Annotated in this window: 12 protein-coding genes; 10 read left to right on the plus strand and 2 right to left on the minus strand. The window is 37.7% G+C overall.

Annotated elements, in window-relative coordinates; all coding sequences use genetic code 11:
• Positions 1 to 25: 25 nt before the first annotated feature.
• From J2T03_RS00495 to J2T03_RS00510, 4 genes are all read left to right on the plus strand, one after another.
• Positions 26 to 3,205 (plus strand): efflux RND transporter permease subunit, encoded by a 3,180-nt coding sequence (locus J2T03_RS00495; RefSeq protein ID WP_307208814.1) that lies wholly within the window; start codon positions 26 to 28, stop codon positions 3,203 to 3,205.
• Positions 3,206 to 3,289: 84 nt separating this feature from the next.
• Entirely contained in the window at positions 3,290 to 4,729 is a 1,440-nt protein-coding gene (locus J2T03_RS00500) for an efflux transporter outer membrane subunit (protein ID WP_307208816.1), read from the plus strand.
• Between the two features lie 302 nt (positions 4,730 to 5,031).
• Positions 5,032 to 5,622 carry a TetR/AcrR family transcriptional regulator gene (locus J2T03_RS00505; RefSeq protein ID WP_307208818.1) on the plus strand — a complete coding sequence of 197 codons (591 nt, stop codon included), beginning with the start codon at positions 5,032 to 5,034 and terminating at the stop codon, positions 5,620 to 5,622.
• 401 nt (positions 5,623 to 6,023) lie between these two features.
• The gene (locus tag J2T03_RS00510; protein ID WP_307208819.1) at positions 6,024 to 6,227 is read left to right on the plus strand and encodes a hypothetical protein; all 204 of its coding nucleotides are present in this window, start codon (positions 6,024 to 6,026) and stop codon (positions 6,225 to 6,227) included.
• Between the two features lie 154 nt (positions 6,228 to 6,381).
• On the opposite strand, the gene J2T03_RS00515 is transcribed toward J2T03_RS00510, so the two are convergent.
• Both J2T03_RS00515 and J2T03_RS00520 read right to left on the minus strand, forming a co-directional pair.
• On the minus strand, positions 6,382 to 6,726 hold the full coding sequence (locus J2T03_RS00515; protein WP_306846092.1) for a winged helix-turn-helix transcriptional regulator: 345 nt from the start codon (positions 6,724 to 6,726) through the stop codon (positions 6,382 to 6,384).
• Between the two features lie 18 nt (positions 6,727 to 6,744).
• A complete protein-coding gene (locus J2T03_RS00520; protein ID WP_307211057.1) occupies positions 6,745 to 7,770 on the minus strand; it encodes an LLM class flavin-dependent oxidoreductase in 1,026 nt (341 codons plus the stop codon).
• Between the two features lie 280 nt (positions 7,771 to 8,050).
• Between J2T03_RS00520 and J2T03_RS00525 the strand changes: the two genes are divergently transcribed.
• From J2T03_RS00525 to J2T03_RS00550, 6 genes are all read left to right on the plus strand, one after another.
• Positions 8,051 to 9,181 (plus strand): NtaA/DmoA family FMN-dependent monooxygenase, encoded by a 1,131-nt coding sequence (locus J2T03_RS00525; protein ID WP_307208820.1) that lies wholly within the window; start codon positions 8,051 to 8,053, stop codon positions 9,179 to 9,181.
• A 19-nt stretch (positions 9,182 to 9,200) separates the two neighbouring features.
• Positions 9,201 to 9,941, plus strand: a complete 741-nt coding sequence (locus tag J2T03_RS00530; RefSeq protein WP_307208822.1) for an NADPH-dependent F420 reductase — start codon at positions 9,201 to 9,203, stop codon at positions 9,939 to 9,941.
• 266 nt (positions 9,942 to 10,207) lie between these two features.
• Positions 10,208 to 11,119 carry a helix-turn-helix domain-containing protein gene (locus tag J2T03_RS00535; protein ID WP_307208824.1) on the plus strand — a complete coding sequence of 304 codons (912 nt, stop codon included), beginning with the start codon at positions 10,208 to 10,210 and terminating at the stop codon, positions 11,117 to 11,119.
• 85 nt (positions 11,120 to 11,204) lie between these two features.
• Positions 11,205 to 11,951 (plus strand): glucose 1-dehydrogenase, encoded by a 747-nt coding sequence (locus tag J2T03_RS00540; RefSeq protein WP_306846088.1) that lies wholly within the window; start codon positions 11,205 to 11,207, stop codon positions 11,949 to 11,951.
• 535 nt (positions 11,952 to 12,486) lie between these two features.
• Positions 12,487 to 13,692 (plus strand): NO-inducible flavohemoprotein, encoded by a 1,206-nt coding sequence (hmpA, locus tag J2T03_RS00545; RefSeq protein WP_307208826.1) that lies wholly within the window; start codon positions 12,487 to 12,489, stop codon positions 13,690 to 13,692.
• A gap of 14 nt (positions 13,693 to 13,706) precedes the next feature.
• Positions 13,707 to 14,132, plus strand: a complete 426-nt coding sequence (locus J2T03_RS00550) for an Rrf2 family transcriptional regulator (RefSeq protein ID WP_306846086.1) — start codon at positions 13,707 to 13,709, stop codon at positions 14,130 to 14,132.
• The last annotated feature ends 152 nt before the right edge of the window (positions 14,133 to 14,284 follow it).

The raw sequence follows: 14,284 nt of genomic DNA on the forward strand, positions 1-14,284 counted from the left end.
GTTTAATTTCAAATAATAAAAATCAATGTTAAAAACGATTATAAAAAGACCGGTCTTAGCTACCGTTATATCGGTGTTGCTTGTCATCCTGGGAATTGTGGGGATGAAAACCCTTCCCATAACCTCTTTCCCCGAGATTGCACCTCCAAGTGTGACAGTAATGGCAGTCTATCCTGGCGCAAGTTCTGAAGTGATTGCCCGTTCTGTGGCACCACCGTTGGAAAATGCCATCAATGGTGTTGAGAATATGGATTACATCACATCTACTTCCAGTAACGGAAATCTGATGCTGAATGTGGTTTTCAAACTGGGAACAGATCCCGATCAGGCGGCGGTTAATGTACAAAACAGAGTAGCGCAGGCTACAAGTCAGCTTCCTGCTGAGGTCAACCAAATCGGTGTAACAACGATGAAGCGGCAAAACAGTATTCTGGCGATGTTGACCATCTATTCGGAAGACCCTTCTGTGAATGACCTGTTCATCGAGAATTATGCTAAGATAAACCTGGTTCCTGAACTGAAACGTATCAAAGGGGTCGGAGATGCAATGGTTTTCGGTAACAAAGATTACTCGATGAGAGTTTGGCTGGACCCACAAAAGATGGCGGCTTACAATCTGACACCGCAGGAAGTTGCAGGTGCCATTCAGGTACAGAACGTGGAGGCAGCGCCAGGTCGATTCGGAGAGAGAAGCAAGGAAGCATTGGATTATGTCATCCGTTATAAAGGTAAAAATACCGAACCTTCACAGTATGAAAATATGCTGATCAAAGCGGGAACGGACGGAACTACTTTAAAGCTGAAAGATATTGCCAAGGTAGAATTCGGTTCTTATGATTATGGAGTATCATCTTTGTATGAAAAAAAGCAGGGTGTAATGGTTGCGTTGTTTCAAACTGCAGGTTCTAATGCCAATGAGATTGAAATTGCAGCACAGCAAAGAGTCAAAGAACTGTCGGCATCATTCCCGGCGGGTGTAAAATATGAATTTGTTTACAGCTCAAAGGAATCATTGGACCAATCTATTGACCAGGTAATTCATACTTTGATAGAGGCATTTATTCTCGTTTTCATCGTGGTATTTATCTTCCTTCAGGATTTCAGGTCGACTTTGATTCCGGCGATTGCGGTTCCGGTTTCTATCGTGGGAACGTTTTTCTTTATGAGTCTTTTCGGATTCTCAATCAACCTTTTAACCTTATTCGCTTTGGTTTTGGCAATTGGAATTGTAGTGGATGATGCAATTGTTGTGGTAGAAGCTGTTCATGCCAAAATGGAACACCGAAAACTCAACCCCAGAGCAGCGACGATGTCGGCAATGAGTGAGATTACAGGAGCTATTTTCTCCATCACTTTGGTAATGGCGGCGGTTTTCGTTCCGGTTGCTTTTATGGAAGGACCAACGGGGATTTTCTATCAGCAGTTCGCATTGACATTGGCAATGGCGATTGTAATTTCTGCAGTGAATGCATTGACGTTGAGCCCGGCCTTATGTGCAATTCTATTGAAACAACATCATACTCCGGGACATGGACACGGGCCTGAAAAATTATCCTTTAAAGAGAAGTTCTTCGCAGGATTCAATGCTTCATTTGATAAGATGACTTTCAGATACGGGAAATCAGTTTTGTTCTTATTAAAGAGAAAATGGGTTGCTTTCTCAGGTTTGGCGATTGTAATAGGCTTGTTTGCGTGGATGTTCATCATTACGCCAACCGGATTTATTCCTGATGAAGACCAGTCATTTTTAATGGCAACGGTAACGCTTCCACCAGGTTCAACACAGTCCCGTACGACAGATGTTGTCGCTCGAGCTGAACAAATATTGAGAAAGCATCCGGCAGTCAAAAGCATTGTTTCTGTGAATGGTCTGAATATGTTAAATTTCAGTACATCATCTTCCAGCGCAGTGTTTATGCTTAAATTGAAAAATCCTAAAGACCGTGGCGAAGTTCACGACCTCAATCAAATTATCGGTCAGCTTCAGGGAGAAGTAAGTCAGATAAAGGAAGCTTCATTCTTTGTTTTGGGAATGCCGACGGTTCCGGGATTCGGTAATACAACCGGTATGGAAATAGTGCTTCAGGACAAAACTGCAGGCTCATTAACCAAATTTAACGAAACTTCAAATGCTTTTATCGTTGCTTTGATGCAGAGACCTGAGATTTCAATGGCATTTACGACTTTCAACGCATCTTTCCCTCAATATGAATTGGTGGTGGATGAAGTTAAAGCTAAACAGCTGGGCGTGAATGTTTCTGATGTAATGTCTGTGATGCAAGGCTATTACGGAAGTATGCAGGCGTCAGATTTCAACAGATTCGGAAAATATTACCGTGTCGTGATGCAGGCTCCCCCAGAATTCCGTGCTGACCCCAATTCTTTAAACGGAATCAATATTAAAAATAATGTCGGACAAATGGTTCCTGTAAGCACAGTAGCTTCACTGAAACAAACGGCTGGACCGGAAGTGGTTGACCATCACAATTTATTCAATGCTATCAGCATCACAGCGATGCCGGCTCCCGGATACAGTACAGGTCAGGCAATGACTGCTTTGAAAGAAGTGAGTGCCCAGAATTTACCGACAGGATTTTCTTATGACCTTAAAGGAATGGCCCGTGAAGAGCAGTCTTCCGGAGGGCAATCGGCAGTGATTTTCGGACTGTGTTTTATCTTCGTGTATTTTATTCTTTCTGCACAATACGAAAGCTATCTGGTTCCGTTTGCGGTGCTTTTAGGAATTCCAACTGGATTGTTGGGTGTTTTTGTGGGAATATCAATTGCAGAGATAGCCAACAATATCTATGTTCAGGTTGCCTTGGTAATGCTCATTGGTTTGCTCGCCAAAAATGCGATTTTGATTGTGGAATTTGCGATGCAGAGAAGACAAGCCGGTAAAAGTTTGACCGCCTCTGCAGTGGAAGGAGCAAAAGCGAGATTAAGACCTATTTTGATGACCTCATTGGCATTTATTGCAGGATTACTTCCACTTTTATTTGCATCAGGTCCATCAGCGATTGGTAACCATTCCATCGGGTATGCGGCGGTTTTCGGGATGTTGTTCGGAACTGTTCTTGGGGTCTTCATTACGCCGGTTCTCTTTGTAGTATTTAAATATTTACAGGAAAGAATCAGCGGTAAACCTTTGGACGAGAGTGTCTGGGATTACGAACCTTCAAAATTAGCAAAACACAATCATTAATATAAATAGTTTGAGAACCAAAGATAATTTCGGGCAGGCTGATCATTTTGCCTGCTCAGGTTATCGGAGGATAAAAAAATTACAATGAAATCAAATATCAGATTATATACCAATATTGGAGCTGCAGCAGTACTATTAAGTTTAGCGTCCTGTAACGTTCAGAAATATAAAGCTCCGGAAGCAGAATTGCCGGAGAGTTTCAGAGATATCACTCAGCAGGATATTGCGCAAGACAGCATTCAGAGTAGTATTGCAAAAATCCCGTACAGGGATTTTTTCACAGACCCTACTTTAGTTTCACTTATAGAAAGTGGCGTGAAAAACAACAATGACCTTAAAGTTTCCATCAAACAAATTGAATCTGCGGCATTAAGCTACAACCGTTCAAAGTGGGAAAATGTTCCGAATGTTAATTTAAACCTTGCCAATGCTTCTATCAACAGACCTTCTGACAATAGTATGAACGGGCAGATGTTTGGCCAGCTACTGGGAAAGCGATATATTGAGGATTACGGTTCAACGGTGAATATTTCCTGGGAAGCAGACATCTGGGGAAAAATAAAAGGTAGAAAAGAATCGGCTTTAGCAGCTTATCTTCAGACTCAAGAAGCGGCAAAAGCAGTTCAGACACAATTGGTTGCTCAGATTGCTCAGGGATATTATAATCTTTTGATGCTGGATACTCAGCTTGATATTACCAATCAGAATTTAAAACTGGTCGATAATACATTGAGAATGATCATCAAACAGCAGGAACTCGGCATTACCACAAGTCTTTCTGTTCTGCAGCAGGAAAATACGCGTGATCAAATGCTGGCAACAATCCCGGTAATTGAGCAGTCGATTAAGATTCAGGAAAATGCGCTGAGTATTCTAACAGGAAAGATGCCTGGCGAAATTCAGAGAACAGTAAAACTGGTCAATATGCAGACACCTGAATATAAATCTGTTGGTATTCCGGCTGAACTCCTGAGCTACAGGCCTGATGTAAAAAGCAGTGAGCTGACCGTAAGACAGGCTTTTGCCAATGTGAAAGTTGCAAAGGCAGGTATGTATCCAGCTTTAAATATTACGGCACAGGGAGGTTTGAATGCATTCAATTTTAAAAACTGGTTTGATATTCCCGGATCCTTGTTTGGGACAGTTGCAGGATCACTGACAATGCCTTTGATCAACGGAAAACAACTGAAAACCCAGTATGAACAATCAAAAATTGCAATGGAACAGTCTGAAATTAATTTTAAACAAACTGTTTTAAATGCCGTCGGAGAGGTTTCAAATGCTTTAGCTAATATTGAATCTGCCGATAAACAGGAAGTGATTACCGTCGGTTTGGTGGCAAGATCGGACAAAGCAGTGACAACCTCAACTAAATTGTTTCAGCAGGATATGGCCACTTATCTTGATGTGATTACCGCTCAAAACAACAAGCTTCAAGCCGAATTAAGCTTAGCTAATATTAAGTTTCAGAAAGTGAACTCTATTATCAGTCTTTACAGATCTTTAGGTGGTGGCTGGAATTAATGCAAAGGACCTTACAAATTTTTGTATAGTATAAAAGTCTGATAGCTAGCCATTGTACGGTCTATAACCACAGAAAAGTAGTAAAATTGATAATTGTGCAAACATTCGAGTATATTACAGATTAAAATAAATTTTAAGAAAAGTGAGAGTAAAGATATCTGGTGTGGACGGATGTAGAAAGATTAATTTTATATTATAAGCATCAAATTGATGAATTGGAAAAATTTCATTTCTAACTTTTTCTTGACTGTTGGCAAAATTTATCATGATCTTTGCCAACTTTTTTTAATTTCTATATTACCATGAACGGAACGGAAGAAAAAATAAAAAAAGCAACCATCGACCTGCTACTTTGTGATGGGAATTTCGGAGTGACCATGAAAGATATTGCCAATAAGTCTATAGTAAGCAGAACTGTAATTCACTACTATTTTCGCTCTAAAGAAAATTTGCTTGCCGTCGTATGTGATGAAATTGTGGAAGATCTATTACGTCCCAAATATCAAATCTTGTTTACAGATTACCCTTTCAAACAAAAGATTCTGAATTTTATAGAGCATGCTGAGAAAGTATCAGAGATTTATCCCTATTTAGATATTTTTCTAGTATCTCAATGTAAAATATATAAAAACCTTCAGCAGTATATCGACAGTACAAAAGAATCTTTTGGAATGTTTGTAAAGGAAATTTGCGAGGCAGTGACAAAAGAGGAAATATCTAACCAAGATCCGTCAAATTTTATTATTGATCTTTTAGCAATTTCAAATTATTCATCAATCTATTACGATTTTATAAAGAAGAATGACCTTGGCAAAATCTTCAACAGCGAAAAAGCAATGTTTAAACATAGGAAAAAGCATTTATATAGTTACCTTTTTTCGAATAATAAGTAATATACAGTTTTATGCGATTAATTTTAAATAGAGTTAACCTGCAAGTGGATTTGTTTAACTTTTACTCTTGAGAATGGATGGAGTTATTCAAGTTAAGCATATGAGACCACATGACACATTGTTTTAACTTTTGAAAATCGTATATTGTATAAATCATAAAAAGAAATAATGGCAGTTTGCTCAATGTAAGATTATGGTAACAATATTGGACGAGAAAATTTTTGTAGATAGTAGCCATATTGGCGATTCATTTCAGCCAAGTAATGATGCCGGATCACTATTGAAAGATTTTGTTTTTAATCTGTTGAAGAGGCTTTTCTCAATGCACAGATAGTACAAATTTGTCTTGAAAATAAGATCTTTCCTGTTTCTGAAAAAGCTGATTCAATAATAAAAAAAAAATGACTGATATACATTTTAGTCATTTTAAAACGTTAGCTGAAAAGGTAAATTTCAGTGAGGTGAAGCTTTTATATATTTCGATTTTTGCTTTGGTGATTGAAATCCTGATACAAGATAAGAATAAGATAAATCCTGAAGAAGCTAAACGTAGAAAATTAGAGGAAATACTGCGTTATATTGATAATCAATTCTTGACAGTTTAGTTATTTTTAAATATCATTTTCTAACTAATCGTTCTTAATTATTTAAAAATTCAACAAGAGCTTATTGATGGGAGATTTATTGAATTCAAGCGTTGTTAAAGTTTCGTAATTTTACTATTTCACTCCGTCATCAACACAAAAAATTATAATCATTCTAATTAGAAATCATCTTCTTATGGTTTATTCCCCATTCTTTTAAAGCATAGATAATTGGTGTCAGCGTATCGGCATAAGGTTCAGATTTGTATATTATTTTGACCGGATATTCATCTATGATGATTCTTTTGATCAATTTATGCTGCTCCAGATCTTTCAGCTCCTTCGCTAAAACTTTTGGAGTGATCCCTTCGATACTGTCCTGGATATCGGTAAAACGCTCATTGCCGACACCAACTGAAATAATGATTGCCAGCTTCCATTTGCCATTGATGACTTCTAGTGCATCTTTAACAGGCTTTACGGTATTTAAACATTCGTTGTAAGCTTTCTTTTTTGCCATTCTTCAAATTGAGTTTAATTAAACTGCGGAAGCTTTCTTTGCGTTGATTTCATCCATTATTTCGGCAAAAAGCTGAGCCGATTTTATTCTGTCTTCCAGTGCAAAGATATTAGAAACCATAATAATCTCATCAACCTGAGTTTTTTCGATGAAATCTTCAACCTGTTTTTTAACTGTCTTCTTACTTCCTACAAACGAATATTTCAACATCTGATGCAAACTTGGATGTTTTAAGATTTCAATTAAATCTTCCGTCATTTCCGTTGGAGCCTGCAGTGGTTTTGAATTTCCTGTCAAAACTCCGAAAAACATTCTGATGAGTGAAGTAAATGACCTTTCTGCTTCTTCATCCGTATCGGCAACGATGATGTTAACTCCGGCAATTGTGTACGGTTTTTCCAAAACGTCCGAAGGCCGAAATTCTTCACGGTAAATTCCTAAAGCTGAATGCAGATGGGTCGATGCAAAATGACTGGCAAAAGCATACGGCAATCCTTTTGCTGCAGCCAAATGCGCGCTGTCGGTACTTGAACCTAAGATGTAGATGGGAACGTCAACGCCTTCTGCGATCGGAACCCTCACTTTTGATGTTTTGTTATCCTCTGAAAAGTACGCTTCAATTTTTTCCACTTCAGCCGGAAACGAATGGGCCGCTTTCATAAAATCTGAGCGGATTGCCTGCGCGGTCGGCATATCGGTTCCCGGAGCTCTTCCTAACCCCAGATCGATCCTGCCCGGATATAATTGGGCTAAAGTTCCAAACTGCTCTGCAATGACCAGCGGTGAATGGTTGGGAAGCATAATTCCGCCGGAACCGACCCTGATCTTTTTTGTATTTTCAGCTACATAACCAATTAAAACCGAGGTAGCACTGCTTCCCACTGATTCTGAATTGTGATGTTCTGCAAACCAATATCTTGAATAATTATTTTCTTCTGCAACCTTTGCTAATGTCAGCGAGTTGTTCAACGTTTCTTTAAAAGTGCTCCCTTCCGAAACGATGGCGAGCTCTAAAATTGAATATGATGTTTTTTTGCTCATTATATTTCTGTGTAATGTTGGAATCTTAATTAAAAAAATTAACATTACAAAGTTACAAAATACTTTACAAAAGAAAGTGATTATGAATAAGATAGTTGTTATGAGTACTGTCTCGCATGTAAAAATATGCTTTCCTAAAGGAAAGTACTATCAAAATGAAAGTTATTTTAATATAACTTTGCACAAATATTAAATAGGTTAAAAAAAGATCTGATGTCAACTTTAATTGGTAGGGCTATAGATCAGAATTAGTTAAATATAATTTTGGTTTCAAAATAAATAGATGATAAGGACAAGGAAAAAACTGAAGTTAGGTGCTGTCTTGGATGGCTTGGGCTGGAATCATATGGCGTGGCAACATCCTGAGATGCCGGCCGATGCTAGCGAAAACCTCGGTTTTTACATTAAACAGGCACAGTTGGCAGAATCTGCGAAGTTCGATACTTTGTTTTTGGTTGATGTCAGCCACGTAGGTCCCGGAAATATTCCTCATTACCTGAGTATGTTTGAAGGTGTCAGCATTATGTCTGCACTTAGTATGGTGACTAAAAACATTGGTCTTTCCGCTACAATCGCATCATCTTATGGTGATCCTTACAGTGCTGCAAGGCAGATCTTATCGTTGGATAAAATAAGTAAAGGACGGGCATCACTCAATACAATCACTTCTAATCCTGGTGGAATGGTCAATTTCAGCCGTGGACATTTGGGAAAGGCAGACCAATATCCAATGAATAAAGAATTTATTGAAATTGTCCTTGGGCTCTGGGATACCTACGAAGATGATGCCTTTATCCGAGACAAGGAAAGGGGAATCTTTTTGAATCACCATAAAATGCATAACATCAACTATCGTGGAGATTATTTCTCTGTAGAAGGTCCTTTGAATATTAGTCGTTCCGTTCAGGGCAGGCCTGTTCTTTATACCGCAGGAACTTCTGAAAACTTTATGGAAATTGCGACGAGCTATACAGACGGCGTTTTCACACACGGTTACGATTGGGAAGATACGGCGGCGTTGGCAAACAGAATCAGGCAGAAGCTTATTGCAAAAGAAAGACGGCCCGAAGATTTCATTATTTCCATCTCACAAAATCCCATTGTTGGCGAAACTGAAAAAGATGCGATTGATAAATATATGGAACTGATGAAACTTACTCCACGAAACAGTCTGCCGAAGCCACAGTTTTTCGGTTCGGCTGAAAAGGTGGCAGATCAGGTTCAGAAATGGTACGAAATGGGCTCGATGGATATGCTGTTGTTGCGACAGGACCATCCGCACGGTTTGCGTGATTTTATTGATTTGGTCGTTCCAATTTTACGGGATCGGGGCATTTTCAGAACAGAATATGAAGCAGATACGTTAAGGGGCAATCTTGAAATTCCAAATCCGCCATTCAGAAAAATTAATTAAAACGTTAAAATAAAAAAAAATGAAAATAGGAATTATTGGTACAGGCGCAATTGGCGGTACTATTGCTAAGAAAATGGTGACAGCGGGTCACAATGTGAGAGTAGCAAACTCAGATAATGGCGATAAATTACAGGCTCGTGCAGCGGAATTGGGTGCTCAGCCTTCTGCATTAAAAGATGTTGTAAATAATGTGGATGTAATTATTTTATCATTGCCAACTATGGCGATTCCAACTTTACCGGAAAATCTTTTTTCCAGCGTACCTGATAAGGTTATTATTGTAGATACTTCCAACTATTATCCTTTCCGTGATGCTCAGATAGAGGATTTACAAAACGGTAAAGCAGAAAGTGTTTGGGTTTCAGAACAATTGGGCAGACCTGTAATTAAAGCTTTTAACAATCTGCTGGCAGAAACATTACTGAACGGTGGAAAAGAAGCAGGAAGTGATAACAGAATTGCAATGGCTATTGCCGGAGATGATGCAAATGCAAAAAAAATAGTTGAAGATCTGGCTAACGATGCAGGATTTGATGCGGTTGATTCCGGCAGCCTCGAAGATTCCTGGAGACATCAGCCTGGAACGCCGGCATATTGTACAGAGCTTAATAAAGAAGAACTGAGAATTTCATTGGACAAAGCAGACAAAGAAAAAGCTCCTTTAATCAGGGATAAAGCTATTGAAGAACTTAGCAGTAGAACAACTTACCCTTCACATCAGGAGATTGTTGAGTTTAACAGGAATCTTGCTATCAACTGAATATTTTATACGACTTACACTTGAGAAGTTTGCCGAATTAATTATCTGCAATACTGAATGATATCTTATCTTGCAGTTCTGAACTGGATGATCTTGTATAATTATAAATTAACTTCCATTATGATTTTACAGTATAGAATGCTATACTAAGTTCAAAAGCTTAAACCCGAGGGATAAGAATAAAATTTGTATCAAACCATCTGATCTAATCAGTCTTTTTTGAAAAGATAATGTATCATGTCGATAAAATTTGGTAACTTAAATTAATGAAAAGGAAGGATGAAATTACCCGGTACACGATTAGAAATATCATCAACTACAGAAAACTCAGCTGGAGTATTTCAGATGACTTTCTGTACCTTACAGAAATACCGGAGATTTTCGAGCCATTTGAGATGAAGCCGCATTATTTTGCCTATGGAATTATAAATTCGGGAAGTATAAAGATCGAAGTGGATTACCAGAAATTGCTGATAGATGAACGTTCATTACTGATATATCGTCCTGAACAAAATGTAAAAGTAATTGAAATAGAAGCTGGTACAAAGGGAATGTTTGTATTATTTACGAAAAAGTTTATGGATTATCTTTTCGAGAGTTTCTTCTCCATTGCGCCCAATTCTTTTTTGAAAAATAAGTTTGGGTCAAAGGTTGTTCTTTCAGAAGAGGATTATAAGAAAATGAATACCTTATTTGCACGTACATTAGATTTTTTAATTGCATCAGAGGCGGACAGTGAACGGTGGATCTATTCAGCTAAAAGTATTCTTCTGGCGCTGATCAACGAAAGCGATTTTTTAGTAAACAGGTATATTAGAAACAGAAATATAATCCTTCATCCCCGTGAGGAACAGATAGGATACAATTTCAAAAAGCTTGTTTCAAAGCACTACCTAGTTTATAGAAATATTGAATTTTACGCCAAAGAGCTGAATATTACCGCCAACTATCTGCATAAAGCTGTAAAAAGTCAATTTCATCAGACTCCTGCGGAAATCATAAATATGGCGCTTCTATCTGAGTGTAAAGTGCGTTTGTCAGATTCCGACGAGTCAATAAGTCAAATTGCTGACAATCTTCAATTTACCAATATACAATCGTTCAGCCGTTTTTTCAAAAAGCAGACAGGAACGACACCCTCTTTATTCCGAAAATGTAATATTTTAAAAATGCCATAAAATGATAAATTTTGTCAAATTTTAGATAAGAAATTGGAGAGTTGCAATCGCTAATTTTATATATAACTAAAAATATTCAATTAGTATGGCACGATTAAAAGGAAAAGTAGCTCTGATTACGGGCGCATCCCAAGGGATGGGGGAATCACACGCAAGAAAATTTATTGCAGAGGGAGCCAAGGTAATCCTTACAGATCTCAATGAAGATAGAGGAAAAAAGATTGCCGATGAATTAGGTGAGAATGCTTTGTTTATAAAACAAGATGTTTCGGATGCAGAGCAATGGAAAGATGTTGTAGCGAAAGGGGAAGAAAAGTTTGGACCTATCAATGTTTTAGTCAACAATGCGGGGATTTTAGGTCCGATAAAAAAAGTGACTGAAATAACCGAGGAGGAATATCTGAAAGTAATCGAAATCAATCAAAATGCTGTTTTCTACGGAATGAAGTATACGATACCATCGATGCAGAAGGCTGGTATAGGTTCCATTGTGAATATTTCCTCTGTTGCCGGAATTGTGGCAATTCCGGGATATCCAAGCCTGGCCTATATGGGCAGTAAATTTGCTGTCAGAGGTCTGACAAAAGCGGCAGCGGTAGAATACGGCAAGGAAAATATCAGAGCAAATTCAGTGCATCCCGGATATATCAAAACCCCAATGATGGTTGAAGCCACTGACGAAGATGGGAGCGGGGCGTCAGATGTTACCCCTTTAGGAAGAATGGCTGATGCAAGTGAAGTTAGCGAGCTGGTAGTGTTTTTAGCATCTGATGAATCATCGTTTCTTACAGGGACAGAACAGGTAATAGATGGTGGGATGAGCATCCAATAGTGAATTGTTTGGTGTTAATCACTGTACTCACTTTATTATATTGATGAGTATGTTTGGGAAAATTTTAAAGGCATATAAGTGAACAGAAGTAATGTGTCTTTACCGTCGGTAAGATATGTTAGGTATTCAAAAAACAATTTATTTTAAGAATATGTTTTGGACGTCCAGAATATGTGATTCAATATTGCAGATCGAGTCCTGGAACACAGATTTAAGCAAGGTTTTTAACCTTGCTTATTTTCGTTCATACCCCTTCTTTTTAATCCTTTAATTTTTTTGAATTTGTTTTTAATGATTACTTCTTATGTTCATAAGTAATTAATGACCATACAAAAAAACTACTCCACATACCCTTAGAAAACAAGCAATCTACATTGGAGTAGAAGACATAGCTGATGAGAGAGGATCTTATTGAATTTTTGCCTAGGCGCATTTTGAACCCAAGAGAATGATATAAGTCATAACTTATTGTTGTATTTAAAATGCAACAATTTGAAAAGATTTCTATCTTTGTCTTGAATTTAAAAACAAGAGAATGACTTACGAACAGAAATTATCAATTAAGGAAACAGTTCCCTTCCTAAGAGAGCATGGTACCCAGCTTACAGGATATTTTTACGAAAGAATGTTTTCCCACAATCCTGAGTTGAAAAACATTTTCAATATGGGAAATCAAGCCAACGGAAAACAAAAAAATGCATTGGCTTCAACGGTTTTGGCGTATGCAGAACATATTGAAACCCCGGAAGTATTGACGGAGGTTTTAAAAAGTATTGGGAATAAGCATGTAAGCCTTAATATAGCTCCGGAGCAATATGATATTGTGGGATATCATTTATTATCTTCAATAAAAGAAGTATTGAAGGAAAAAGCGACAAGCTCCATCATCGAGGCATGGGCTCAGGCATACCATGAACTTGCGGCCATTATGATTTCCATAGAAGAAAAGATGTTCCAAAAGAATGCAGAGAAAAAAGGCGGATGGAAAGGCTGGAGAACATTTGTGATTGCCAATATTGTTGAGGAAAGCAATACTGTAAAATCATTTTATCTGGTTCCTAAAGATGGAGGAGCCATTGCAGAATACCTTCCGGGACAATATATTTCGGTGAAAATGTTTGTTCCCTCTTTAGGCCATGAACAGCCAAGACAGTATAGTCTTTCTTCAACATATATGCCTAGTCATTATAGGATATCTGTAAAAAAAGAAAAAGGAAACGCTAAAACGCCGGATGGTTTGGTTTCAAATTGTCTGCATGAAAAGAAAATAGGAGATGAAGTCTTGGTAAGCGTACCGGCTGGCTCTTTTTTTGCAAATATTCTACCGGAAGATTCTATCGTTCTGATCAGCGGAGGAGTAGGTCTGACTCCTTTAATGAGCATTCTGGAAACATGCAAAGCCCTGAATAACAAAAATAAAGTCATCTGGATCCATGGCTGTAAAAATGAAGAGCTACACGCTTTTAAGTCAAAAGTGGCAAACCTGGAGCATAATAACGATTGGTTAACATCTTTTGTATTTTATGAAGATGGACTAACAGAAAACAGTTCTGTAAAGAAAGGAAGAGTTGATTTATCAGTACTCAAAGATAAAATTCTTATTAACAAAGCAAAATACTATATTTGTGGACCTGAACCGTTTATAAAAGCACATTATCATTCTTTGATCACTTTCGGAGCCAGTAAAGAAAGTATTTTTTACGAAGAATTCGGGCCGCAGCTATTGCAGATCAAAGAATAAAAGACTTGAAAGTAATGAAACTTAACCATTTTACTGATTTCAGCATGCGTGTTCTAATGTACCTGAATCAAAAGAATAATACAGATTCCAGTTCGTTGGATGAGCTATCGGAACGCTTTAGAATATCAAGAAATCATTTGGTGAAAATAGTTCAGTTTCTATCCAATAATAACCTTGTTTCTACAAAAAGAGGGAAAAACGGAGGAATCCATATTTCAGAAAAAGCATTAAAAATGGGATTAGGAGACTTGATCAATATGTTAGAGCAAGAAGAGTTTCCCGTGATAAACTGCCATTCAAAACCATGCGTATTTATTTCTCACAGCTGTAGACTGAAATCTCTATTAGATGTAGCTTATCAGGCTTTTATAGACAGCCTGAATAAAAATAAGCTGTCTGATCTGAAATTTGAAAGCTGGAATGCCATTTTCAGCAGTTGATTTTTAAAAAATTATTCACCTCAAATAAAAACTGCCTTTAGAATAATCTAGAGGCAGTTTTTGTTACCATTTATTGTCTGATAATTTTAAATTTTTTTATCATTGAAATTACTAGCCTCAGATAAACTCCACCTGACAATTTACCTTAATCC

It is taken from the genome of Chryseobacterium lathyri (genome assembly GCF_030812195.1).
GTDB classification, from domain to species: Bacteria; Bacteroidota; Bacteroidia; order Flavobacteriales; family Weeksellaceae; genus Chryseobacterium; species Chryseobacterium lathyri_A.

Bases quoted from the DNA above. Each gene is read 5' to 3' on its own strand.
- J2T03_RS00500 (WP_307208816.1), top strand. From the start codon at position 3,290: ATGAAATCAAATATCAGATTATATACCAATATTGGAGCTGCAGCAGTA.
- hmpA (WP_307208826.1), top strand. From the start codon at position 12,487: ATGACTTACGAACAGAAATTATCAATTAAGGAAACAGTTCCCTTCCTA.
- J2T03_RS00525 (WP_307208820.1), top strand. From the start codon at position 8,051: ATGATAAGGACAAGGAAAAAACTGAAGTTAGGTGCTGTCTTGGATGGC.
- J2T03_RS00505 (WP_307208818.1), top strand. From the start codon at position 5,032: ATGAACGGAACGGAAGAAAAAATAAAAAAAGCAACCATCGACCTGCTA.
- J2T03_RS00540 (WP_306846088.1), top strand. From the start codon at position 11,205: ATGGCACGATTAAAAGGAAAAGTAGCTCTGATTACGGGCGCATCCCAA.
- J2T03_RS00550 (WP_306846086.1), top strand. From the start codon at position 13,707: ATGAAACTTAACCATTTTACTGATTTCAGCATGCGTGTTCTAATGTAC.
- J2T03_RS00535 (WP_307208824.1), top strand. From the start codon at position 10,208: ATGAAAAGGAAGGATGAAATTACCCGGTACACGATTAGAAATATCATC.
- J2T03_RS00515 (WP_306846092.1), bottom strand. From the start codon at position 6,726: ATGGCAAAAAAGAAAGCTTACAACGAATGTTTAAATACCGTAAAGCCT.
- J2T03_RS00530 (WP_307208822.1), top strand. From the start codon at position 9,201: ATGAAAATAGGAATTATTGGTACAGGCGCAATTGGCGGTACTATTGCT.
- J2T03_RS00495 (WP_307208814.1), top strand. From the start codon at position 26: ATGTTAAAAACGATTATAAAAAGACCGGTCTTAGCTACCGTTATATCG.
- J2T03_RS00510 (WP_307208819.1), top strand. From the start codon at position 6,024: ATGACTGATATACATTTTAGTCATTTTAAAACGTTAGCTGAAAAGGTA.